Consider the following 23,859-nt stretch of genomic DNA (forward strand, 5'->3'; position numbering starts at 1 on the left):
GGTCGTCCCGGCTGCCCTCCTCGGCGGCGCTACCCCGGCAGCTGCGCGGCGCCCGTCGCCCGCTGGTAGGCGGCGAAGTACCGGTCGCCCATCAGCCGAGCGCCGGCCGCCGTGTAGTGGATCATGTCCTCGCTCCGGTTGCTCCCCGCGGCGCCCGGGATGTAGGACACGTTCGCCCGCAGCGCGGGCATGCCCTGCTGCGCGGTGTCGATGGCCTGGCGCATCGACGAGACGTTCAGCCACTCCGGCACCATGCCGCCGATGAGGAACGGCACCGCGCCGTAGCGCGCGTCCAGCCGGTCGACGAGGTCGAGCAGCATCGCCTGGTAGCCGGCGGCGTTCGTGCGGGTCGCGTCGGACTCGCCCTGGGCCCAGACGACCGCGACGAGGCGGTTGTCGGGATCCTGCGCGAGCGCCTTGTCGATCTGCCCGAGCGCGCGGGTGAACAGGTTGACGCGCGCGCGCGTGTCCGCCGGGTTCCACGCGTAGTAGCCGTCGCCCGTCATCGAGGTGGAGGCGAGCGCGGCGGGCACGAGCAGCACCTTGCGGCCGGGACGGGCCTCGGCGAGCAGGTGCCGGCCGAGCTCCATCCCGGGGCCCACGGACTGCACGCCGCCGGACGTCGTCCACGTGGTGACGTGGCTGAGCGAGTCCTTGGCGGGCACGATCTGCCCCGCCTTGGCGCCGCTGCCGGCGAGCTGGTCGAGGCCGGGCACGCTCACGTCGACCGACGGATCCCACCCGGTGCCCACGCCCTGCGCGTTCGACTGGCCGAGCACCACGACGACGTCGTAGCCCTCCCCCGTCGAGGCGACGGCGCGCGCCGCGGAGGTGCGGGAGGTCGGCGCGTAGCCGTCGGCCCGCCCGGTGACGGTCACCGTGATCTGCGTCCCGGCATCTCGCGGCGCCGGCACGAAGGTCGACGCGGTGCGGCCGGGGACGACGACGCCGTCCCGCTTCCACGCGTAGGTGAGCTCGGTCGCGGCCGGGGTCCACTCGGGCGTCTCCGCCGTGAGGGTGGATCCGACGGCGCCGGTCCCCGTGATGGCGGGGTCGGCCGTGGCGCGGAACGGCTCGTCGCCGGGTGCCGGGGCGGGCGCCGCGGGGGGCAGGTCGAGGGCGTCCACGACCTGCGTCGTCGGCTCGCTCGTGCGGCTGGCGTCCTGGTAGCCGGTGCGCGATCCGGTGACGGTCACGGTGATCCGCGACCCGGCGTCCGCGCGGCGCACCTCGTACGTCGCGTCGGTCGCGCCGAGCACGGTCACGCCGTCGCGGGCCCAGGCGTAGGAGTACGCCGTGGCCTCGGGCGTCCAGGCGGGGGTGACCGCACGGAGCGCGGTCCCGGCGACGGGCGTGCCCTGGATCCCGGGCACGGTCGTCGCCTCGAACGGAACGGCCGGCGGGGGCGGCGGCGGGGTGACGGGCGTCTCGACCACCGGGATCGCCGGGCTCGTGGCGGCCTGCGTGACGTAGCCGGTCTTCGTGCCGGTGACGGCGACGGCGATGCTCGTGCCGACGTCGCCCGCGACGACGCGGTAGCTGGGGCCCGTCTGGTCGGGGATCACGACGCCGTCGCGCAGCCACGCGTAGGAGAAGGACGGCCACGGGGACCAGGTGCCGGAGCGCGCGTTCAGCGTGTAGTCGACGCGGCCGAGACCGGTGATGGTCGGCGCGCCGACCGTCTCGAAGGCCACGTCCGGGACGGGCTCGGGGTCGGGCGTGGGCGCCGGCGGCTCGGGCGGGGCCTCGGGCAGCGGCACGAGGAGGCCCGCGCTGGCGATCGACTGGGTGACGTACCCGGCCTTCGTGCCGGTGACGATCACGGCGATGGTGGATCCCTGGTCGCCCTCCTGCACGCGGTAGGTCACGGACGTCTGGCCGGGGATCGGCACGCCGTCGCGGGTCCACGCGTAGGAGAAGGTCGGCCACGGCGTCCAGACGCCGGCGCGCGCGGACAGCGTGAAGCCGACGCGGGCGGTGCCGGCGATGGTCGGGGTCGAGGCGACCGGGTACGGCGCGTCCGCGGGCGGGGTCGTCGGCTCCGGGGTCGGGGCGGGCGCGGTGGGCGTCGGGGTCGGCGTCGGCGTCGGCGTCCCGGGCGTCGGCGAAGGCGACGGCGTGTCGGGCGTCGGGGTGGGCGCGGGCGCGGTCGGCGTCGGGGTCGGCGCGGTCGGCGTCGGCGTCGGCGTGCTCGCCGCGGGGACCGCGAGCTCGGCGCTCGTGGTCGTCTGCGTCGCGTAGCCGGTCTTGGTGCCGGTCACGGCGACGCTGATGCGGGATCCCGCGTCCCCGGCCTGCACGCGGTAGGTCGCGCCGGTCTGCCCGGCGATCACGACGCCGTCGCGGAGCCAGGCGTAGGAGAACGTCGGCCAGGGCGTCCAGACCCCGGCGCGCGCGGACAGCGTGAAGCCGACGCGCGCGGTGCCCGCGATCGTGGGCGTCGCGGCCGCGGTGAACGGCACGGCGGCCGGCGTCGTGGGGGCCGGCGTCGGCGTCGGGGTGGGCGCGACCGTCGGGGTCGGGCCGGGGGTCTGCGCGGGATCCGTCGTCGGGGTCGGCGACGGCTGCGGAGCCGTCGTCGGCGTGGGAGCGGGAGCGGTCGTCGGCGCAGGCGACGGGGCCTGCGTCGGCGCGACCGTCGGCGTCGGCGTCGGCGTCGGCGTGGGCGCCGCGGCCGGCACGGTCAGGCCCGCGCTCGTCACCGAGGTCGTCGCGTACCCGGTCTTCGTGCCGGTGACGCGCACGGCGATCGCCGTGCCGCGGTCGGCCTCGGTCACCCGGTAGGTGGCCCCGGTCCGCCCGGCGATGAGCACGCCGTCACGGGTCCAGGCGTAGGAGAAGGTCGGCCACGGGGTCCAGGTGCCGGCGCGCGCGGTGAGCGTGAAGCCCACCTGCGCGGATCCGGCGATGGTCGGCGTCGGGGCCGCGCTGAACTCGGCGACCACGGGCGTGGGCACGGCGGCGGTCGGAGCGCTCGTCTGCGTGCTGGCGTCGTATCCGGAGCGGCTGCCCGTGACGGCGACCGTGATGACGGATCCCGCGTCGGCGGCGCGCACGGTGTACGCGGTCGAGGTCTGGCCGCTCACGGGGACGCCGTCGACCAGCCACGCGTACCTGCTGGTCGTCGCGGCGGGGGTCCAGCGCGCGGTCGTCGCCAGGAGGCGCTGGCCGATGACGGCCTTGCCGGTGATCACGGGAGCGGGCGTCGAGGTGAACGGCGCGGTGGCGGCCGTGACCTGCAGCAGGCGCATCATCGACGAGGCGGTCGGCTGGCCTGCCGCCGTCGCCGGCGGCGGCACGACGCTCGCGGTCGGCGCGATGACGCGCGCGGACGCCGACGCCGTGGCCGTGGCCGCCTCGGCCGGAGCCGCGGTCGGCTCGACGGCGACGAGCAGCGTCACCCCGAGGCTGAGCCCGGTGATGCCGGCGATGAGTCGTGCGCGTGCGCGCGCCGATGCGGTGCGCGTCCCCCGTGTCGTGGCACGGCGGACGGCAGAGTGGTGCTCCCCCAATTGATCCCCCCAGATCGTCGAGGCGAGATTCACCTCATGTGGAAATGCTGCCACACGTTCCATGTGGTGCATGACACGTGTCCGGTCACGGCCCCGCTCCCGCACGGCTCCCAGGAGATGCACACCCGGCGTCGACGCGGCGATCCGCCGCCTCCACGTCCGCGTCCGGCGCGAGACGCCGCCCAGCTGCCGCCCGACCCCGCCCCGTACCCTGGTCGCGTCCTGCCCCGCCCGTCGGATCCCGCGAGGATCCCCCCGCCCCGGAAGGCCCCATGACGAACGTCCCGCACCCCGACGCCGCCCCGCCCGCCGAGTCCGGATCGGGCCCCCGGGGATCGTCCGCCGCCGTCGGCCCCGCCACCGCCCCGGCCACCGGCTTCGCGGCGCTCGTCCGCGGCACGCGCGACCGCTCCGACCGCCCGTCGCGCCTCGGCCGGCTCTTCGCGGTGATCGCGGTCGTCGAGGCGGTCACGTGGACCGGCCTCCTCGTCGGCATGTTCCTCAAGTACGTGACCGAGACCACCGAGCTCGGCGTCTACGTCTTCGGCCGTCTGCACGGCGCCGCGTTCGTGCTCTACGTGATCGTCACGGCCGTCGCCGCGATCCGCCTCCGCTGGGGCTGGAAGCCCGCGCTCCTCGCCGGGGTCGCCGCGATCCCGCCCCTCGCGACGCTGCCGCTCGAGGTCGGGCTGCGTCGCCGCGGGTACCTGCGCCAGCCCGCCGACGCCGCGGGCGACGCGGCGTCGCGCGACTGACCGCCGCCGATCAGATGCCGGTGTAGCGCCCCGGCCGGTGGTTGAGCGCGAGCACCAGGTTGAGCAGCACCGCGCCGAGCGCCGACCACACGACGCCCACGACCGACACGACCGTGAGGCCGAGCAGGATCACGATCACGTCGAGGATCATCTGGGCGTACCCGGCCCGGAACCCGAACCGCTCCTGCACGATGAGCGCGACGATGTTGAAGCCGCCGAGGCTGGATCCGTGGCGGAAGACCACGAGCAGGCCGATCCCCACGAGCAGGTTCCCCGCGAGCACGCCGTAGACGGGCTGCAGGTCGAGCCCGGTGACCATGAGCGGGTGCAGCGTGGAGAAGAGCGACACGAGCGCGACCGATATGGCCGTGCGGATCGTGAACCGCCACCCCTTCTTCCACGCGGCGAGCGCGAAGAACGGCGCGTTGACCACGAAGAACAGCACGCCGAACGGCAGCACGTGCGTGTAGCTCAGCAGGAGCGCGAGTCCCGCGGTGCCGCCCGTGACGGCGTCGCTGTCGCGCAGCAGGAACAGGCCGAACGACGCGACGAAGGTGCCGGTGAGCAGACCCAGGACGTCCTCGATGACGGAGTGCGGGATCCCCGCGGTGGTCGCCTCGCCGGGCGAGGGGGCGATGGGCGTGGGCAGGGGCTCGGACGCGGAAGCGGTCATGGCGGTCTCCGGGGTGAGGGGACGGGATCCGCGCGGGCGGTCGTGCCGCGTGCCGCGCAGGGACCAGCATGGCGGATCCGCGGGGTGGCGCATGACGCGGCGCCGGCTCGCACCCTTCACCCTTCACCCTTCACCCTTCACCCTTCACCCTTCACCCTTCACCCTTCACCGGCGCACGGGCTCACATGGGGCCGTCGAGGGGACCGACGTCGACGTACCCGTGGGTCGTCTTCGCCTCACGCTGGCCGACGAGCCGTTCGACCGACCGACGCTCCTTCGCGGTGAGGCTCTCCCACCTGCGCTGCGAATCCCGGACGAACCACGCCCGGGCCTCCTCCCCCGCCTCCGGGGAGGCGTCCCACTCCACCTCGAGCGCGGTCGTGACGACGTCGATGAGCGATCCTTCCGGCCACGGCTCGCTCGCCGACTCGGCGGTTCCGACCATCCACTCGTCGTCGCCTTCTCCGTATCGGAATTCGTCCTCCGGGAGCATGAGCCGGTACGCGTCGTCAGTCGTGGTGCATGCACCGGGCCATCACCCACGGGTGCGGGTACCCGGAAAAGCGGACTCGACCGGCGATCCCGGGCGGCAGCCACTCATGCGGCGGCGGTACGGCGGGGTTGCGGAGGTGGCAGAGGCGGGGCTCCGGCTCCGTCACGACGCGCGGGCGGCGGCGCCACGGGAAGATCATGCGGGCGATCTGACGGCCCGCACCACGGCGCACAGACGGGGCCCCACCGTCGCGGGCATCATCGTGCCGCTCGCGAGCGCGGGACGACGAGCCGCTCGGAGCGTGCATCGAGTCCTAATGAGCAGCCAAGTCGTCGCGGTACCGCTCGAAATCCTCAATGAGCCCTTGACGGAACTCCTCGTCGCAGATGCACGGATCATCGGAGATCAGAGCGTCGCGAAACGTCAGATCCGATCCTCTCCAGAAGCCGAAGACGAGCACGCGTCGCGGATTCAGGAGGATGGCGCGGTCGCCGCGAGGAACAGCATTGATCACACTCACGAGAGCTCGGGCGGCCCTTTCGCTGAAGATAAGCGGAACGACGAACTCGGGCATCATCTCATCGTCGTGGAAGTCCTGCCGATCCCTGTGACGATAGAACGCCTTGTCTTGGCGCAAGCGCTCTCCGATCGTAGCGACGAGGTGAATTCGAACGTCATCGCTGCCAGCTTCCCCCTCACGCCGATGGGGAGAGCGCAGAGCTGCTATCACGGCATCCAGATGTCCGACCGAGAAGGCAACGTACGTCGTCGACCACGGACCTGAGATCCCCTCTCGACCGATGCCCGAAAGACGAACGATGGTTCGTGTCAAGATTGAAGGAATCGAGCGCCGTGGGCGAACCCAGACGTTCCACTCTTCCTCACCCTCGATGTTCGACATTCAATCTCCAATCCTGCGAGTGAGGTCCTTGTTCCAGGTGCCACCTCGTGTCCACCGATTGTTCAGTGCAGCGACCGACGAAGCCCTCTTCCAGAAACCGCCGTTATGACCGCTTCCTCCCCAACTCCCTCGATCGTAGGTGATGTAGTCCTTCTCGCCCTTCTTCTTGAAGATGGCTCGGTCTCGAATCGATCGCTGCTTGATCTTGACGTACCCGTGCTTCTCCGCTTCTGCTTGGGCTTCTTTATCGGTGACCGGCTGCCCCTTGCCTGCGTTGGGGTTCTTCGGCTTGCTGAACGCCTGGCCTATCCAGGGAAAAGCAGTCGTCTTCAGCCAGGAACCGATCTGTAGCCCGACCCACACTGCGCCGATCACGACGGCAGCGGCGAGGATTGCGAGACCGAGGGCAACGGCCAAGATGACAGCGATGGGAATGAGGATCGCGAGCTGCCCGCTCAGGTCGAACGCGTTGATCGGATCGTTCGGATACGCGTAGTCGTCATCCGTCCCGCCCTCGACCGGATCCACCTGCAGGAACCGCCCCAGCGCCGCGACGTACTGCCGGGCCCCCATCTCCACCGTCGCGATGCCGCCCAGGTGCTCCGAGAGCTTCTGGTGCTGACCCAGCCACCCGTAGTCCGCGTTCCCCTGCTGCGTGTCCGGACCCGACTGGTTCGCCGCCACCGTGCCCAGCGCACCCGTCTTCGGATCCTCGACCTGACCGAACGGGTCGTAGACCGCAAGGCCCGGAGCACGCGCCCCGGCCTGATCCGCCGTGACGAGGATGTCGCCGTGGATGCGGTAAAACACGCATGTTCAGGGGCGCGCAACCGTACAGTGACACTATGTCTTCGGGGGATGCTGGGGCACAGCGCGGATGCCTAAGCCCGCGGCTGCAGTGTTTGCGTGATTCCCAGCCTCCTCATCACGCGCGACTTGATCGTGGCGCGCCGTGCTGAAGCCAGTGCCACGATGTCGACTCCCAGCATTGATGCATCCATGCGCCATTGGAGCGGAACCGCCCAGGGAAGGGTGACGAGCTCTTTTCGCAGCTCCTCCATCGTGGACGGCATCCGAATGACCTCCAAGTAGGAGTCCGGCAGAACCCTCTCGACATATTCACCCTGATCCGCCCACTCATCTACCTCAACAAGCGAGTCGACCACGTCGCCGCTGACGCGCTGGACGTCATGCATGAGCACCTCGAATGCCTTCTTGGGCGCCGATACAAGCTCGGACGACAGCGAATCTGAAAGCAGCTCTATCACCTTCCACACATGCATGGTGTGGAACAAACCCTCGTCATCGACCCACATTGAGATCCCTTCCTTTACTTCGATGCGATGCGATGCCTCGATACGTGAATCGCTGGCCGCCTCGCCGCGCCTTCGGCCGCGAGCTGACCGACGACTCAGTTCTCAAATGACGCGCGTTACCTTGATGGTTGACGCACCTCGCGCAACACAGCATTTCGGACGCTAATAACGCCGTGCGAGTGACTCCGCCGACCGTACCATGGTAACGATCCAGCCACCAACCGCTAGTTTCCATTGTAATTGCGCGGGAAGTACACGTGATGCGTACCCACTACTCGCCCCGCCCTAGTCGTGACGTCGACGTGATAATGGTCGCCTCGTTTGCACATGTTCCGGAAGGCTCGACACAAGGGCCCTTTGTCATTGTTCTTCTTGCTCGACAAATCCTTGGCCCGTGCTTCTGCGGCCGCTCGTGACGAGGCCGACTCGTGCGAGTGCCGAGGCGGCACGTTCGATGCCGGCGGCTTGGGCTTCGGCTTGCTGAACACCTGGCCTATCCAGGGGAAAGCGGTCGTCTTCAGCCAGGAACCGATCTGCAGTCCAATCCAGACTGCGCCGATCACGACGGCAGCGGCGAGGATTGCGAGACCGAGGGCAACGGCCAAGATGACAGCGATGGGAATGAGGATCGCGAGCTGCCCGCTCAGGTCGAACGCGTTGATCGGATCGTTCGGATACGCGTAGTCGTCATCCGTCCCGCCCTCGACCGGATCCACCTGCAGGAACCGCCCCAGCGCCGCGACGTACTGCCGGGCCCCCATCTCCACCGTCGCGATGCCGCCCAGGTGCTCCGAGAGCTTCTGGTGCTGACCCAGCCACCCGTAGTCCGCGTTCCCCTGCTGCGTGTCCGGACCCGACTGGTTCGCCGCCACCGTGCCCAGCGCACCCGTCTTCGGATCCTCGACCTGGCCGAACGGGTCGTAGACCGCCAGGCCCGGAGCACGAGCCCCGGCCTGGTCCGCCGTGACGAGGATGTCGCCGTGGATGCTCGGGTACGACCACACGGCCGACCCGGTGCGGAACTCCGCCGTCACGCCACCCGGCAGCGGCAGATCCCACTCGGTCGCCGCGCTCGACACGTCGAGCACGAAGTCCGGTGCATCGCCGCTCCCCGTGAAGCCGTATCGCGTGACCGTCTTCACGCCGGCCGCGGTCGTCTCCGTCCGCTGCACGATGCGATCCGTCGCGTCGCGCATGTACGTCACCGACGAGCCGTCAGCGAGCTTCGTGCCCGTGTGCCGGTCCCCGCCGTCGTACGACAGGGTCTCGTCCGCGAGCTGCACGGTGTTGCCGTGCGCGTCGTAGACGAGCTGCGCGGCGGTCAGCGAGCGGTTCACCGGCGAGGCGTCCGCGGGGGCGTTCGCCACCGTGGTGCCGATGAGCCTGTCCGCGCCGTCATAGCAGGACGCCACGGTGGTCGGCGTCCCGCCGTCGAGCACGTCCGACGAGGACGTGCGGTTGCCGTTCCGACCAGCGGCGGCGATCGCGCCCGCCTGTGTGCAGGCTGCAGATCCGGCGAGCGCGTCGAACCCGTAGGCGAGACGGTGGTGCGGGATGACAGCCGCGACGAGGCGACCGGCGGCGTCGTACGAGTACGTCGAGACGTTGCTCGTGCTCCCGTCGCCCGTGGTGTCCTGCAGCACGTCGCCCGCCTGCGAGCGGACGACCCGATCGGTGACGGCGGTCTGCTTCCCGGGGAACGACCAGCCGATGCCGGTCACCGCGCCTGCGCCGTTCCGCGTGATCTCGGAGAGCGACGAGCCGTTGCCCGCGCCGGTCGCGCCGGAGGGATAGGTGATCCCCGTGAGCTCGCCCTTCGCGTACGTCGGATCGGCGACGACCTTGCCGTCCACGCGCATCACGTCGACCCGGGAGTCGATGTCGTACTCGTACGCGGTGGTGTGGGCAGCGCCGGAGGGCGGAGTCGCGACCGTCGAGGTGACCCGTCCCGCCGCGTCGTACGACATGGTCGTGACAGTGCCCCAGACGTCGCTGTACGTGACCGCCTGGCCGAGGAGGTTCGCCACGGTCGTGACGGTGCCGCCGCTCGTGGATCCGGTGACGGCGCCATCGGAGACCGCTCCTGTGAGCGGATCACCCCCGACCGCGTAGTCGGTCTTCTCCGTGCGCGCCGCGACCGACCCGAAGGTGGCCGTGGTGCTCGACGTGGCCCGCCCGCGGGCGTCGTAGGAGGTGCACGACCAGTCGGCGTCGCCGGAGCGCCTCGATCCGACCGCGCGTCCCATGACGTCGTAGACGAACGAGGTGACGATGGCGTCGCCCGATGCGGGCTTCGCTCCCGTGGTGGTCTTCGTCGCCCCGTACTGCGGAGTGGCCGCGTCGACGCCGCAGACCTTGCCGCTCGCGCCCCACGCGGAGGCGATGGTCTCCGCCGGGCCGTAGTACGCGCTGGTGGTGGCCACGTTCGCCTGCGCGGGCAGCGTGCGCGTGAGGCGCCGCAGGTACCCGGAACCGCGCGCCTCGTGGGTGGTGGAGTGCGTGAGCGCGAGGCCCTTCGGATCCACCACCGACGCGGTCGCGATGCCCAGCCACGGCTCGTCGTACTGCGTGACCGAGGTGGCGGAGGAGATCTGCGACGAGCTGATGCCGGCCACGCCCGTCGGCGCCTGGTCGGCGGCTGTCACGCTCGTCTGCAGCCCGTAGTCGGGCGTGAGCGCGCTGCCCGGCACCACGACAGTGGCGCCGTTGCCGATCTGCCACTCGAGCTTGAGCGCCGCGTTGCCCTGGCCCTCGTTGTACTGGATGCGGATGCGCGCCGTCTGCCCCGCCGCGAGGTGCACGGCGTGGGTCGCCCGCACCTCGTTGCCGGGGTTCGCGCCCCACGCGTCGATCAGCGGGATGTCGTCGAGGAACAGCTGCGTGCCGTCGTCGGCCTTGGTGGCGAACGTGTAGTCGCCGTCCTGCGGAGCCGTGACGAGTCCCGTCAGCCGCAGCGAGAAGCCGTCCGAGGGGAAGCCGTCGCCGGCGGCCGCCGGGCTGCCGCTCCCCCAGTCCTGGTCGACGCTGTCGTCGGCGTTGCCGACGCCCAACCCGTAGGCCCGAGGTGCTCCCGTGAGCCGGCCGTTGTCGTACCAGACGGCGTCGAGCCCGTGCAGCCCGCCGTCGTAGCCGGTCGACGAGTGCGCCGTCGTCGCGGCGCAGGCCGCCGTGGGCACGCGATCGGAGCCGAAGCACGACGCGGGCGCGGGGCCGTAGGAGTCCGTCGGCCGGTCCTGCGCGTCGTAGATCGTGGTGGACTTCCGCCCCTGCGCGTCGACGGACGCCAACGGCAGGTCCTTCTGGTTCCACTCCGAGGAGGCCGTGAGCCCCGATGGTCCGGTGATGCTCGTCTGCCGCCACGCGTCGTCGTAGGTCACGGTCGAGGCGTGCGTGCCCGCGGGCAGGCCGAGCGCCGGCACGTCGATGGAGGTCGTGCCGGATCCGTAGACGTACGACTTCGTGGGCCGCTTCGCCGCCGTGACGCCGTCGGGCGCCGGGAGCGTGACCGTGGTCGCGCGACCGGAGGCGTCGTAGGCGATGGTCGTGGCCACGTTCGCGTCGGCGGTGCGTCGGGCGTCCGCCGCGAGCCAGTCGTCCGCGAGCGCGTCGCGCACCGCGGTGAGGCGCCCGCCGTCGTAGGCGAGGTCGGTGACCTCGTCCCCCGGATCCGTGATGCGCACGAGGTTGCCGTGGGCGTCGTAGGACAGGCGTGTGGTGTCCGCCGCTCCCGCGACGTGACCCGGGTAGACGATGCGGCAGAGCATGTCGACCGGCGGCGCGGCGAACCCGGCGGCGACCGGGCAGGCGGATCCCGTGGAGTCCGTGTCCTTCGCGTCGAGGCCCACGGACGCAGCGGTGTCGCCGGAGTACGCGAAGCGGACCTCGCGGCCGTACGTCTCGGGCGAGGTGCCGAGCGCGGAGAGCGGGTCGGACACGCGGTCGACGAGTCCCGTGCCCGGACGACGGGTCGACAGGGGCGTCGCCCGCTTGAGGGCGTCGCCGGGCCCCGTGACGCCCTGCACCCGTCCGGACGGGTCGAACGTGGTGATGGTGCCGTCGTCGCCGGTCACGACGACCTGTCGCGACTGGTCGAGCGAGACGCGGTCGTGCTCCCCCGTCGGCGCCGTGTAGCCGGTGCCGGATCCGTCGCCGGTCGTCCGCGTGTAGGTGTGCGCGGTCCCGGAGGAGTCCGTGAGGATCACGGCGGAGTCCGTGACCTGGGCGCGCGACCAGTCGCCCGCGTCGCCCTCGAGCGCGGTGGTCGACGACCATCCGGCGGGGAGCGTGTCGACCGTGCGGGTGAACCAGTCGGCGGGGACGACGTACTGCGCCCCCGCCGGATCCGTGACCCACAACGAGACCCCGGCCTCCCCCGCGTGCTCGAAGTAGTCCACCTCGAGCGGCACGGGCTTGCCCTGCGTCAGCGCGGTCGGCGTGGATCCCGTGGTGTCCTGCGCGACGTGGTCGTCGCGCCACCCGGAGTACGCGGTGGAGCCGTCAACCCGGACGCAGCCGCCGTCGTCGCGCGTCATGCCGAACGTGTAGGTGCCCGTGGTGGGCACGTGGAGGAAGCCCGTCCACTTGGCGGAGAAGTTGTCCGCGTCGACTCCCGGTGCAGGCGAGCCGTCGCCCCAGTCGAAGGAGATCGACGGGTCGGTGCGGGTCGTCGCGAGCGTGCCGGCGTCGGCGTGGCAGGCATCGCCCTCGCCGAGGGGCGCCGCACCGTCGTAGTAGCGGCCGAGGAGACCGCCGCTCCCGGCCTGCATGGAGTTGTAGCTGAATCCGAGGCCCATGCTGCCGCCCACCGTCTGGACGGTAGGCGACGCGAAGCGCAGGCCGACGTTGCCGTTCGCGAGGTTCACGCTGACGGGACCCGCGGTGTCCGTCGGGGCCGGGCCGGCGTCGCCGACGCGGCGATCCACCCGGATCTTGTCCGTCCACGTCACCGGAGGCTCGTCGTACCCGTCGGACGCGCGCACCGACCAGGTGTACCGCCCGCCGTCCTGCAGCGAGTTGGCCGGCACCGTCCACTTGGTGCCCGCCTGCCAGCCGGACGTGGCCACGGCGCCCGTGGTGCCGTCGGCGCCGGAGGCGATCTGGAAGCGGTACTTGACGGGATCGCCGTCGGGATCGGTGATGGTCGGCGCCGTGAGGGTCGGTGTGGTCGTCGTGATCACGGATCCGTCCGTCGGTGCGGAACCGGCCTGCGCCGTCATCGCCGGCGTGTTCGTGGTGAAGCTCCACGTGGAGGAGATGCCGAGCGCGGAGGTGCCGCGCACCCCGTCGTACCCGTCCTTCACGTAGCCCTTCCAGTGGTACCTCGTGCCCGGCTTCAACGCGCCGAACGGCACCTTCACCCGCTGGGCGCCCCAGCCTGACTCCCACACCGGGTTCACCTCGGGGTCGTCGCCTGCGCTGATGCGGTAGAAGTACTGCAGCCCGGTGTTCTCCGGATCCGTACCCGAGATGGCGAGCGTGGGCATCACGGGACCGCGCGCTCCGTCGGCCGGAGAGGGGGCGATCGCCGCACCTGCGGTGGGCATGTCCTTGTAGGTCACGACGAGCGCGACCGCGATCGACTTGTACGTGTAGACGCCGGGCCGCTCGTCGCCGCCGATGATGAGGTACGCGCCACGCGAGCCGTCACGCACGTACTTCGCGATCTCGTCCGACAGCCGGTCGTCCTGCGCGGATCCGTTGTCCGACATCGCGAACTGGCTGAGGCGATCGCCGACCCCGTTGTAGGAGAACGAGGTCGCTGCGCTGATGGATCCGCCGAAGAGCGCCTTCGTCCCTCCGTTGTAGTACGAGCCGTCGATGCGGGCGCTCAGCACCTGCTTGCCGAAGAGCTGCTCGTAGTCGAAGTGCTCGACGGTGCGCCAGTACTTGTCGCCGTGGTCCCGCGAGTTGCCGATGCGGACGCTGCCGTCGGTGAGCCGCGTGCCGTCGGACTTGTACGCGTGCTGGTCGTTCGACCAGGAGGCGACCGAGGAGGGGTCCACATGCACGGGGTAGGCGCGGTCCGCGCTCCGGAGCCACGCCGGGTCGGGCGCCATGCGGATGGCCCAGCCGTCCCCGTCCGCGGCGAGGGTCGTGGCGACGGGCGCGTCCGCGGGCTCCTGGACGTCCGCGACACCGCTCGAGTCGTACATGCGCGGGGCGGGGATGCCGAAGACAACCGCGCCGTCGTGGTCGGTGAAGAGGATCGCGCCGTCGGCGTCCTGCGCCGCGTGCAGCCCGGGCGAGCTCACGTGCCAGGTCCACGAGGGCGCCGCCTCCATCGGCGGCGCCGCGAGCACCAGCTCCTCCTTCACCTGGCCCGCGGTGACGGCGTAGTGCAGGTCGGTCTGCGGGAAGACGCCGCGGTACTGCACCTCGTCGGCGCTCGGCCGCTCTAACCGGCTGTCGGCCGCGCCCTCGAGCGTGTACCGGAGCACGTGCCCGTCGTGGTGGATGGTGAGCACGCCGGCGTCGGCGGCGGAGTCGGCGAAGCGCGGAGCGAGGGGGTGGTCGGCGACCGCCGCGGATCCCGACGGGCGGACGTCGACGTCCGTGTTCACGGGCACCCAGTCCCCCGACTTGTCCTGCACGTTGAGCGGCGTCTGCGACAGCACGGTGGAGGACGTGCCGTCGCCGTTCGCGTAGGTGTCCGCGAACTGCGACCGGTCCGTGAGCTGGGCCGAGTCCTGGAGCTGGGTCACCGAGGCGGTCCGGTGCGGCCGGGCCGCCGCGGAGGCCGTGAGGGAGGAGTCGGCCGGAGCCGTCGGAGCAGTCGGGTCGGCGGGAGCCTGCGCGTACGCGGACGCGGGCGCGTCGACCGTCCCCGCGGGGATCGTGGGCGTGGCGACGTCGACGTCGTCCGACGTGAGCGCCGGGACCGAGGCGACCGGACGCGTCGGCGTCTCCGCCGCCTCCGCCGGCAGGGAGACGAGGACCTCGGCGACCAGCGCGAAGGCGACGAGGACGGCGGTGGAGGTGAGACGGCGTGCAGGACGCATCCGAGTGCTCCCTTTCGAGCAGACGGATCAGGCACCCGCATCCGCGGCCGCCGTGCGGTCGCGGAGCTGAGAATAGGGTCCGAGCACAGCAAGAATCGGCTGTCTTTCCACAGGCCGTTCCGCGGGAGCCGGCTCGACCCCCGCGCCCCCGGCCCGGGGGCGCGATCACTCCGCGAAGATCGCCCCCACCGGCTCGCGCTTCTCGGCCTGGAAGCGGTCCTCCGCGCGGCCGAGCGCCCAGTAGGCGGAGAGCGAGAGGGCGCGGCGGTCGATGCCCCAGCCGTCCTGCAGGAGCGCGCGCAGCTCCTTCATCGCGCCGCGCTCGCCGTGCGCGAAGACCTCGACCTCGCCGTCGGGACGCGCGAGCGCGCGGGCGGCCTCGACGAGGAGCGCGCCCGGGACGGCCTCGGGGACGCGCGAGCGGTGGATCCACCGCAGCTCCACACCCGCGGGGTGCGCGAGCGGGAGCTCGTCGGCGGGACCCTCCACCTCGACGAGCGCGACGCCGGTCGCGCCCGCGGGCATCGCGGCGAGCGCCGCGGCGATCGCGGGCACGGCGGAGTCGTCGCCGAGCAGCACGCGCATGACGCCCGGGTCCGCGCTCGGCCGGTACAGCCCGCCCGGCCCGCTCGCCGCGACCAGGTCGCCGGGCTGCGCGGACGCCGCCAAGGGACCGGCGAGCCCCTCGTCGCCGTGCACGACGAAGTCGATCGCGCAGGTGCCGGCGGCCGGATCCGCGTGGCGCAGCGTGTACGTCCGCACCGCGGGCAGGGCCTCGGGCGGCAGGGCGGCGCGCAGGGCCGGGAGGTCGAAGGGAGGCGTGACGCCGGATCCCGGCTGCGGCAGCATCAGCTTCACGTAGGCGTCGGTCGACGCGAGCCGCTCCGGCACCGCCTGCTCCAGCAGCGCGCGCGTCCCCTCCCCGCCCAGGTGCACGCGCACGAGGTGCGGCGTGAGCCGCTCCGTGCGGATCACCTCTAGCACGTGCTGCGACCGCGCGGCGCGGACGGGACGGTCGGGGACGGCGGGTGCGGCGGAGTCGGTCATCGAGGACGATCCTCCGCCCCGCGCTCCTCCCCCGCAACGCGACGGACCCGCGCGCGCCCTCGCCCGTGCGGGATCCCGCGCCTATGCTGGCCGCGTGGTCGACATCGTCGTCACGGGGCTAAGCGCCAACTCCGTGCCGTACATCGAGGCCCTCGAGCGTCAGCGTGCCCTGCATGCCGACGTCGTCGCGGGCCGGGCGCAGGACACCGTCATCCTCCTCGAGCACCCCTCGGTGTACACCGCGGGGAGGCGCACGGAGCCGGAGGACAGGCCGCGCGACGGCACGCCGGTCGTCGACGTGGATCGCGGCGGCCGCATCACCTGGCACGGCCCGGGGCAGCTGGTCGGCTACCCGATCGTGCGGCTGCCGGAGCCCCTCGACGTCGTGGCCCACGTGCGCCGCCTCGAGGACGCCCTCATCAGCCTGCTCGCCGACCTCGGCATCGCGTCGTGCCGCGTCGACGGCCGCTCGGGCGTCTGGATCCGCGGCGCCGCCCCCGACGGCACGCCCCGCGACGAGAAGGTCGCCGCCATCGGCGTCCGCGTCGCCGAGCGCGTCACCATGCACGGCTTCGCCCTCAACTGCAGCAACGCCCTCGACGCCTACGACCGGATCGTCCCCTGCGGCATCCGCGACGCCGGCGTCACCTCGATCAGCCGCGTCCTCGGCCGCACGGTCACGCCGGCCGACGTCGTCCCCCTCCTCCGCCCGCACCTCCTCCGCGTCCTCGCACCGAACGGATCCGCCATGCCCGCAACCGCTCCCCTCCCCTCCGTCGCCGGGGCCCGCGCATGAGCGCCGCGCCGGACGGCCGCCGCATGCTCCGCCTCGAGGTGCGGAACGCGGAGACGCCCATCGAGCGGAAGCCCGAGTGGATCAAGACGACGGCCCGCATGGGGCCCGAGTACCAGGCGCTCCAGCAGCTCGTGAAGACCGAGGACCTGCACACCGTCTGCCAGGAGGCGGCGTGCCCGAACATCTACGAGTGCTGGGAGGACCGGGAGGCGACGTTCCTCATCGGCGGATCCCAGTGCACGCGACGATGCGACTTCTGCCAGATCGACACCGGCAAGCCCGCCGACTACGACACCGACGAGCCGCGCCGCGTCGCCGACTCGGTGCGGCGCATGGGCCTGCGCTACGCGACCGTCACGGGTGTGGCCCGCGATGACCTGCCCGACGAGGGCGCGTGGCTGCACGCCGAGACCGTGCGGCGGATCCACGCGGACAACCCCGGCACGGGCGTCGAGATCCTCGCGACCGACTTCTCCGGGAACCCGGACCTCCTCGCCGAGGTCTTCTCCTCCCGCCCCGAGGTGTTCGCGCACAACGTCGAGACGGTGCCGCGCATCTTCAAGCGGATCCGCCCGGCCTTCCGGTACGAGCGCTCCCTCGACGTGATCACGCAAGGAAGCGACGCGGGCCTCATCACCAAGTCGAACCTCATCCTCGGCATGGGCGAGACGCGCGAGGAGGTGTCCGAGGCGCTGGCCGACCTGCACGACGCGGGCTGCGACATCATCACCGTCACGCAGTACCTCCGTCCGTCGCCGCGGCACCTGCCCGTCGCGCGCTGGGTGCGGCCGGAGGAGTTCGTGGAGATCAAGGCGGAGGCGGAGGCGATCGGGTTCCTCGGCGTGCTCGCCGGGCCGCTCGTCCGCTCGTCGTACCGCGCGGGGCGCCTGTGGGCGCAGTCGATGGCCGCGAAGGGGCGCGCGCTGCCCGCCGGGCTCGGCCACCTCGCGGACCCGTCGCGCGGCTTCGCGCAGGCCGTCGGCTGACCGCGCCAGGTCCTCCGCACGCCGCGGACCTGTCGGCTCGCTGACGAACGGGCCGCTCCCGGGTCCGCGGCCAGGTGCGCGCCCTATCGTCGGAGGCACCGCGCACGTCCCACAGCTAGGAGCTCGTCATGGCCGCATCGTCCCCGACCTCAGGATCCGCATTCGGAGACGCCGCCGACGGCGTGTGGCAGGCGATGGAGTCGCTCCGTGCCCGGTTCGAGAAGCGCGACGAGACCCCCGCCGGCCACGGTGCCGGGGCCGACGCGCACGACGTGCGCCACGCCGTGCTCGCCCTCCTCGCCGAGGAGCCCATGCACGGGTACCGCATCATCCACGAGATCCAGGAGCGCACGCAGGGCGCGTGGACCCCGAACGCCGGATCCGTGTACCCCACGCTCCAGCTCCTCGCCGACGAGGGGCTCATCGCCGCCGAGACCACCGACGGCCGCAAGGTCTGGGCGCTCACCGAGGCGGGCCGCTCCGCGGTCGCGCGCGACGGCATCACGGCGCCGTGGGCCGACCCCTCCGACGCGCACGGCCACGACGCGCACGACCGCCGCGACCGCTCCGCCCTCCCCAAGGCCGGCCTCGCGCTCGCCCAGGCGGCCGCGCAGGTCCAGCGCTCCGGCACCTCCGAGCAGCTCGCCGAGGCCGCCTCCGAGCTGGACGCGGTCCGCCGCCGCCTCTACGCGATCCTCGCCCGGGAGTGACCGCGGCCACGGCCGGCGCCGCCCGCGGGACGGATCCCGAGGGCGACGCCCCGGAGACGCGCGCCCGCTACCGCCGCATCCTCCGCTTCGCCGCCTGGAACCTCGCGGTCACGTGGTGGTACGAGCTCTTCCTCCCCCGCGTCGGCCTCCGCCGCATCGCCGACCGCACCCGCACACGCCGCATGCAGCGGTTCGCCCGGCGGTTCCGCGTGCTGGCCGTCGAGCTCGGCGGCCTCATGATCAAGGTCGGCCAGTTCATGTCGTCGCGCCTCGACGTGCTGCCGCCCGAGATCACCGCGGAGCTCGAGGACCTGCAGGACGAGGTGCCCGCCGTCCCGTTCCCCGAGATCCGGGCGCTCGCGGAGCGCGAGCTCGGCATCCCGCTCGCCGAGGCCTTCGCGTGGGTCGACGAGACGCCCGTCGCCGCCGCGTCGCTCGGCCAGGCGCACCGCGCCATCCTCGGCCCGCTCGACTCCGCCGACACCGGCCTCACGGGCGCCGTCATCAAGGTCCAGCGCCCGGGCATCGACGACATCGTCCGCATCGACCTCGCCGCGCTCCGCCGCATCGGCGGCTGGCTCACGCACGTCCGGCTCGTGTCCGACCGCGTCGACGCCCCCGCCCTCGTCGAGGAGTTCGCCGAGACGAGCCTCGAGGAGATCGACTACCTGCACGAGGCCCGCAGCTCGGCCCGCTTCCAGGACATGTTCGCCGCCGACGACCGGGTGGCCGTGCCCGAGATCGTCTGGGAGCGCAGCACCCGCCGCGTGCTCACGCTCGAGGACGTGACGGCCATCAAGATCACCGACCACGCCGGGCTGCTGGCCGCCGGCATCGACCCGGTCGAGGTCGCGCCCGTGTTCGCCGCCGTCATGTTCGACCAGCTCTTCGCCGACGGCTTCTTCCACGCGGATCCGCACCCCGGCAACGTCTTCGTCACGCCCGTGACGGACGGCTCCGTGGAGCAGGGGTGGACCCTCACGTTCATCGACTTCGGGATGATGGGCGAGGTGCCGCCGAGCACGCGCCGGGGCCTCCGCAAGATGCTCATAGCCGCGGCGTCGCGCGACGGGAAGGGCCTCGTCGACGCGGCCCGCGACATCGGCGTGCTCCTGCCGTCGGCCGACACCACGCAGCTCGAGCTCGCCATGACGCGCCTCTTCGCCCGCTTCGGCGGCCTCGGCTTCGCGGAGCTGCGCGAGGTGGATCCGCGGGAGTTCCGCGCCTTCGCGGAGGAGTTCCAGGAGGTCGTGCGCACGCTGCCGTTCCAGCTGCCGGACGACTTCCTGCTCATCATCCGCGCCATGTCGCTCACCTCGGGCGTGTGCAGCGCGCTGGATCCCCGCTTCAACCTCTGGGACTCCGTCGAGCCGTACGCGCAGCGCCTCATCCGCGAGGAGCGCGGCAACGTCGTGCGCGACCTCGGCACGCGCGTCTCCGACACCGCCGGCACGCTGGCGCGACTCCCCGGCCGCCTCGACGCGCTGCTCACCCGCATCGACGAGGGTGCGCTGCCCATCAGCGACCCCACCCTCGAGCGCCGCGTAGGCGCGCTGGAGCGCACGCTCCGCCGCGCGATCTCCGCGCTCGTGTTCGGCGCGCTCCTCGCGGGCGGCGTGCTCCTCCGCCCCGACGACGAGGTGCTCGGCACCGTGCTGCTGGTGGTCTCCGTGCTGCCGCTCGCGCAGGCGCTCCTCCCGGGTCGTCGCGGCCGCTGAGCCGGGCCGGACCGCGGTCCCGGAGCGTGGACCGCTGCGCTAGCCCGCGGTCAGGGCCATCAGCTCAGCGAGCGCCCGGGACGCATCCGCACCGTCCACCCGGTGCGCGACGAGGGGATCGCGCGCGACCGCGCGGAGCCTCCGGGCCAGCTCGTCCAGCGATCGCGAGCCGCCCGCGCGCGCCAGGACCTCCTGCACGACCCGTCCGAGCGAGGCTCCCCCGGTGCCATCCCCCGACCGTCCGCGGAGCTCGAGCCGACGCCAGCACTCGTCCGCCGGCACGTCGAGCATCGCGTGGATCACGCGACCGCCGGCGTCGCGGGCCTGCTCCGCGAAGTCCGCCAGCTCGGCGGCGTCGTCGAGGAGCTGCGGCATGACGACCGTGCCGCCGTCCCCCACCACGCTCCGCACGATCGCCTTCGCCACGGGTCGCACGATCCGACCGGCGCCCGCGAAGTCGTCCGACCAGCCGCCGACGGATGTGCGGAGCACGTCGACGTCGAGGAGGAACCACCCGGGCCGCGCGTCGACGAGCCGCCGCGCCAGGGTGGACTTCCCGCTCCCCGGCAGGCCGTTGAGGAACACCGCGGTGCCCGGTCCCTGCACGCTCGTCCTCCGGTCCGACGGCCGCTGCGACGACCGCCGCGGGATGCCTGCGCGAGGGAGGCGTCAGATCCCGACCCTAGCCGGAGCTCCGACGGAGACGAGCCCCGCAGTCACCCGGGAAAAGCAGAAGGCCCGGTCTCGAGGAGACCGGGCCTTCGTTCTGTTGCGGGGGCAGGATTTGAACCTACGACCTCTGGGTTATGAGCCCAGCGAGCTACCGAACTGCTCCACCCCGCGCTACGAGGAATACATTACCAGACCTCAGAGGTGCTCATGACCACGCCCGGCCACGACGCCCGATCCCCCTCCCCCGCACGAGGACGGCCCCGGCAGCACCCGCATCGCGGGGCCGTCGGGGCCGTCCTGGTCGTGGAGCCGGTGGCTACTGCTGGGCCGCGCCCAGCTCGATCGCCCGGTTGAGCGCCTCGGTCAGACGCTGGTCGGCCTGGGCCGCCGCGACGAGGTCGTTGGCCTTGTAGGCCGCCTCCCTCTCCTGCAGCGCCTGGCCGGCCGCGGCGAGGGCCGCCTGGACGTCCTGCGCGGGAGCCGCGGGCTGCGCGCTCGGCGTGGGCGTCGGCGTCGATCCCGTCCCGCCGTCGGCCGCGCCGTCCCCGGATCCGTCCACGGCGGCGGGGTCGGCGGGCGTGGTGCCCGCGACGGCCTCGTCACCCGCCGTGGCACCCGAGTCGCCCTCGAAGATGCTGTCGAGGGCCGCGTCCAGCGTGTCCTCGAACGCGATCTTGTCGCCGAACGCCACGAGCACCTTGCGCAGCAGCGGGTAGCTCGTGTCGCCCGTGGATCGGACGTACACGGGCTGCACGTACAGCAGGCCGCCGCCGACCGGGAGGGTCAGCAGGTTGCCGCGCACCACCGAGGTGCGACCGCCGCGCTCCAGCAGGTTGAGCTGGTTCGCCACGTTGGTGTTCGAGTTGAAGTTGTTCTGGATCTGCGTCGGCGCCGGGATGGTGTCGTCGTTCGGCAGCGTCAGCAGCCGCAGCTTCCCGTAGTCCGCGGCCTTCTCCCCAGCGGTGCTGCCCGCGTCGGAGTCCACGCCGAGGTAGCCCGTGAGCACGCTCCGCGCGGTGTCCTGCGTGGCCGGCGGGATGAAGGTCGAGTACAGCGAGAACCGCGGTGCGTCCTGGCCCGGCATCTGCATGGTCAGGTAGTACGGCGGCTGGAGCTTGGCCGTGGTGCCCGGGTCCGTGGTGGCGGTCGGGTCGTTCGGCGTGGTCCAGAGGTCCTGGTTCGAGTAGATCGAGCCGGGGTCCGTCACGTGGTACTTGCCGAGGACGGCGCGCTGCACCTTGAACATGTCAGCCGGGAACCGCAGGTGGCTCATGAGCTCGCCGGAGATGTCCGCGATCGGCTTGAGGGTCGAGGGGAACACCTTCTGCCACGTCTTGAGGATCGGGTCGTCGGTGTCCCACGCGTAGAGCGTGACCTTGCCGTCGTACGCGTCGACCGTCGCCTTGACCGAGTTGCGGATGTAGTTGATCCGGTCCGTCGGCACGAGCGGCTGCGTCTGCTGCGAGTCGGCGATGAGCGAGCTCATGTCCTGGCGCTGCGAGTACGGGTACTGGTCGCTCGTCGTGTAGCCGTCGACGATCCACACCACGCGGCCGTCGACCACGCTGGGGTACGGGTCCTTGTCGATGGTGAGGTACGGCGCCACCTTGCCGACGCGCTGCGCGGGGTCGCGGTCGTAGATGATCTGCGACTGGTCGTTGATCTGGTTGGCCAGGAAGATCTGCTCCGACTGGAACTTCAGCGCGTAGATGAGCCGCTTGAAGACGTTGTCGACCTTCGGGCCGCCGTCGCCCTGGAACGTCGTGTAGGTCTCGTCCGCGCCGTCGGTGCCCGACGGGTAGTCGAGCTCGACCTTGTCGCCGGACTCGGGCCCGCCGACGATCGAGTAGTCGGGCGAGTTCTCGCCGAAGTACACGCGCGGCTCGAAGTCGCCCAGGTCGCCCGAGGCGGGGATGCCCGATTCGAGGAATACGGGCTGGCCGTCGGAGGTGCGCTGCGTGCCGTACGCCGCGACGAGCGAGTAGCCGTGCGTGTAGACGAGGTGCTGGTTGACCCACGAGGTGCCCGTGTTGGTCGGGCTCAGCTCGCGGACCGCGACCACCGTGTCCTGCACGCGGCCGTCGATCTGGTACCGGTCGACGTCGAGGTTGTCGCCGAACTGGTAGTACTGCCGGAACTGCTGCAGCTGGCTGAACGCGTCGCCCACGACCGCGGGGTCGAGGATGCGGATGTTCGCGGTGGTCGCGGCGTCCTCGCGGAGCGCGCCGGGCGCGGTGTCCGTGGTCGCGTCGTAGGGGATCTCCTCGATGTCCGCCAGGCCGTAGGCCTCACGGGTCGCCTCGATGTTGCGCTCGTAGAACTGCGACTCGAGCGCGCGCTCGTTCGGCTCCACCTGGAAGCGCTGAACGATGGCCGGGTAGGCCGTGCCGATGAGGATGCTGGCCACGATGAGCCCGGCCGTGCCGATGATGGGCAGGCGCCAGCGGCCGACGGCCGCGGTGACGATGAACAGCACCGCGACGACGACGGCGATGCCGGCGAGGATCGTGCGGCCGGGGATCACCGCGTTCACGTCGGAGAACGCGGCTCCCGTGAACAGCCCGCCGTTGGCCGTGTTGACCACGGAGGAGTACTGGTCGAGCCAGATGCTCACGCCCTGCAGCAGGAAGTAGACGCCTGCGGTGACCGCGATCTGGATGCGCGAGCTCTTCGAGATGCGCACCTCGCGGCCCGTGAAGCGCACCGCGCCGTAGAGGTAGCTGGTGGCGAGGACGCCGAGCATCGAGATGATGACGACGGCCGAGGCGAAGCCGACGACCGCGTGGTAGAAGGGCAGCTCGAACAGGTAGAACGAGGTGTCCAGCCCGAACTGCGGATCCGTGGTCCCCGAGGGCGTGCGGTTCAGCCACATGAGCGTGCGCTGCCAGCCGCTGGAGGCCGAGACGCCGGCGAAGAGGCCGAACACCGCGGGGATCGCGAACATCGCGAGGCGGCGGAGCGGCTCGACGACCTGCTGGTAGCGGTCGAGCTGCGAGTTGAGCTTCGCGTAGACGGGCCGCGAGCGGTACGCGACCTGGATGCTGACGAAGACGGGGATCGCCATGGCCAGGAACCCGACGAGGAACAGCGCGATGCCGGCGCCCCACTGCGTGAGCAGCACTCCCAGGTAGCCCAGCTGGTCGTACCAGAGGACGTCGGCGTAGAAGCCGGCGAAGATGAAGAACGCGATCACGAGGGCGGCGATGATGGCCGCGGTGATGGCGAGAGGGGCTCGGCTCCGTCTGGCGGGCCGGGCGGATGTGCTTGTCACGTGTGTGCCTC

The 23,859-nt window shown here is 72.0% G+C and carries 15 protein-coding genes and 1 tRNA gene; 5 read left to right on the top strand and 11 right to left on the bottom strand.

Features of this window, described 5'->3' with window-relative positions:
• Positions 1-29: 29 nt before the first annotated feature.
• Positions 30-3,401: a sialate O-acetylesterase gene (locus tag ACMT9T_RS04095; protein ID WP_414744362.1), complete on the bottom strand. Its 3,372-nt coding sequence runs from the start codon at positions 3,399-3,401 to the stop codon at positions 30-32.
• A gap of 383 nt (positions 3,402-3,784) precedes the next feature.
• Here ACMT9T_RS04095 and ACMT9T_RS04100 point away from each other — a divergent pair, with 383 nt between their 5' ends.
• Positions 3,785-4,267, top strand: a complete 483-nt coding sequence (locus ACMT9T_RS04100) for a DUF3817 domain-containing protein (protein ID WP_414744363.1) — start codon at positions 3,785-3,787, stop codon at positions 4,265-4,267.
• A gap of 10 nt (positions 4,268-4,277) precedes the next feature.
• Here the strand turns inward: ACMT9T_RS04100 and ACMT9T_RS04105 are convergent, their stop codons facing one another.
• From ACMT9T_RS04105 to ACMT9T_RS04135, 7 genes are all read right to left on the bottom strand, one after another.
• Positions 4,278-4,940, bottom strand: coding sequence for a YitT family protein (locus ACMT9T_RS04105; protein WP_116054849.1), 663 nt, complete (start codon positions 4,938-4,940; stop codon positions 4,278-4,280).
• A gap of 181 nt (positions 4,941-5,121) precedes the next feature.
• The gene (locus tag ACMT9T_RS04110) at positions 5,122-5,385 is read right to left on the bottom strand and encodes a hypothetical protein (RefSeq protein WP_414744364.1); all 264 of its coding nucleotides are present in this window, start codon (positions 5,383-5,385) and stop codon (positions 5,122-5,124) included.
• Between the two features lie 361 nt (positions 5,386-5,746).
• Positions 5,747-6,334: a hypothetical protein gene (locus tag ACMT9T_RS04115; RefSeq protein ID WP_414744365.1), complete on the bottom strand. Its 588-nt coding sequence runs from the start codon at positions 6,332-6,334 to the stop codon at positions 5,747-5,749.
• Positions 6,335-7,144, bottom strand: coding sequence for a toxin C-terminal domain-containing protein (locus ACMT9T_RS04120; RefSeq protein ID WP_414744366.1), 810 nt, complete (start codon positions 7,142-7,144; stop codon positions 6,335-6,337). It lies immediately after the preceding gene.
• Between the two features lie 71 nt (positions 7,145-7,215).
• Positions 7,216-7,650: a hypothetical protein gene (locus ACMT9T_RS04125; protein ID WP_414744367.1), complete on the bottom strand. Its 435-nt coding sequence runs from the start codon at positions 7,648-7,650 to the stop codon at positions 7,216-7,218.
• 224 nt (positions 7,651-7,874) lie between these two features.
• A complete protein-coding gene (locus ACMT9T_RS04130) occupies positions 7,875-14,648 on the bottom strand; it encodes a PA14 domain-containing protein (RefSeq protein WP_414744368.1) in 6,774 nt (2,257 codons plus the stop codon).
• A 165-nt stretch (positions 14,649-14,813) separates the two neighbouring features.
• Positions 14,814-15,695, bottom strand: a complete 882-nt coding sequence (locus tag ACMT9T_RS04135; RefSeq protein ID WP_414744369.1) for a siderophore-interacting protein — start codon at positions 15,693-15,695, stop codon at positions 14,814-14,816.
• A 94-nt stretch (positions 15,696-15,789) separates the two neighbouring features.
• On the opposite strand from ACMT9T_RS04135, the gene lipB reads away from it, so the two are divergent.
• The 4 genes from lipB to ACMT9T_RS04155 all read left to right on the top strand — a co-directional run bounded on the left by lipB (position 15,790) and on the right by ACMT9T_RS04155 (position 19,905).
• On the top strand, positions 15,790-16,491 hold the full coding sequence (lipB, locus tag ACMT9T_RS04140) for a lipoyl(octanoyl) transferase LipB (RefSeq protein WP_414744370.1): 702 nt from the start codon (positions 15,790-15,792) through the stop codon (positions 16,489-16,491).
• Positions 16,488-17,477 (top strand): lipoyl synthase, encoded by a 990-nt coding sequence (gene lipA, locus ACMT9T_RS04145; RefSeq protein ID WP_414744371.1) that lies wholly within the window; start codon positions 16,488-16,490, stop codon positions 17,475-17,477. Before lipB ends, lipA begins: the two co-directional genes overlap by 4 nt.
• A 128-nt stretch (positions 17,478-17,605) precedes the next feature.
• Positions 17,606-18,187: a PadR family transcriptional regulator gene (locus tag ACMT9T_RS04150; RefSeq protein ID WP_414744372.1), complete on the top strand. Its 582-nt coding sequence runs from the start codon at positions 17,606-17,608 to the stop codon at positions 18,185-18,187.
• The gene (locus tag ACMT9T_RS04155; protein ID WP_414744373.1) at positions 18,184-19,905 is read left to right on the top strand and encodes an ABC1 kinase family protein; all 1,722 of its coding nucleotides are present in this window, start codon (positions 18,184-18,186) and stop codon (positions 19,903-19,905) included. Before ACMT9T_RS04150 ends, ACMT9T_RS04155 begins: the two co-directional genes overlap by 4 nt.
• 39 nt (positions 19,906-19,944) lie before the next feature.
• On the opposite strand, the gene ACMT9T_RS04160 is transcribed toward ACMT9T_RS04155, so the two are convergent.
• The 3 genes from ACMT9T_RS04160 to ACMT9T_RS04170 all read right to left on the bottom strand — a co-directional run bounded on the left by ACMT9T_RS04160 (position 19,945) and on the right by ACMT9T_RS04170 (position 23,848).
• Positions 19,945-20,511, bottom strand: a complete 567-nt coding sequence (locus tag ACMT9T_RS04160; RefSeq protein ID WP_414744374.1) for a P-loop nucleotide/nucleoside kinase family protein — start codon at positions 20,509-20,511, stop codon at positions 19,945-19,947.
• Positions 20,512-20,674: 163 nt separating this feature from the next.
• Positions 20,675-20,748: transfer RNA gene (locus tag ACMT9T_RS04165), tRNA-Met, on the bottom strand.
• 145 nt (positions 20,749-20,893) lie between these two features.
• Entirely contained in the window at positions 20,894-23,848 is a 2,955-nt protein-coding gene (locus ACMT9T_RS04170; protein WP_414744375.1) for a UPF0182 family membrane protein, read from the bottom strand.
• Positions 23,849-23,859 lie beyond the last annotated feature (11 nt).

It is taken from the genome of Clavibacter vidaverae, assembly GCF_047529985.1.
Taxonomy (GTDB): domain Bacteria; phylum Actinomycetota; class Actinomycetes; order Actinomycetales; family Microbacteriaceae; genus Clavibacter; species Clavibacter nebraskensis_A.

Bases quoted from the DNA above. Each gene is read 5' to 3' on its own strand.
- ACMT9T_RS04100 (WP_414744363.1), top strand. From the start codon at position 3,785: ATGACGAACGTCCCGCACCCCGACGCCGCCCCGCCCGCCGAGTCCGGA.
- ACMT9T_RS04105 (WP_116054849.1), bottom strand. From the start codon at position 4,940: ATGACCGCTTCCGCGTCCGAGCCCCTGCCCACGCCCATCGCCCCCTCG.
- ACMT9T_RS04110 (WP_414744364.1), bottom strand. From the start codon at position 5,385: ATGGTCGGAACCGCCGAGTCGGCGAGCGAGCCGTGGCCGGAAGGATCG.
- ACMT9T_RS04115 (WP_414744365.1), bottom strand. From the start codon at position 6,334: ATGTCGAACATCGAGGGTGAGGAAGAGTGGAACGTCTGGGTTCGCCCA.
- ACMT9T_RS04125 (WP_414744367.1), bottom strand. From the start codon at position 7,650: ATGTGGGTCGATGACGAGGGTTTGTTCCACACCATGCATGTGTGGAAG.
- ACMT9T_RS04130 (WP_414744368.1), bottom strand. From the start codon at position 14,648: ATGCGTCCTGCACGCCGTCTCACCTCCACCGCCGTCCTCGTCGCCTTC.
- ACMT9T_RS04135 (WP_414744369.1), bottom strand. From the start codon at position 15,695: ATGACCGACTCCGCCGCACCCGCCGTCCCCGACCGTCCCGTCCGCGCC.
- lipA (WP_414744371.1), top strand. From the start codon at position 16,488: ATGAGCGCCGCGCCGGACGGCCGCCGCATGCTCCGCCTCGAGGTGCGG.
- ACMT9T_RS04150 (WP_414744372.1), top strand. From the start codon at position 17,606: ATGGCCGCATCGTCCCCGACCTCAGGATCCGCATTCGGAGACGCCGCC.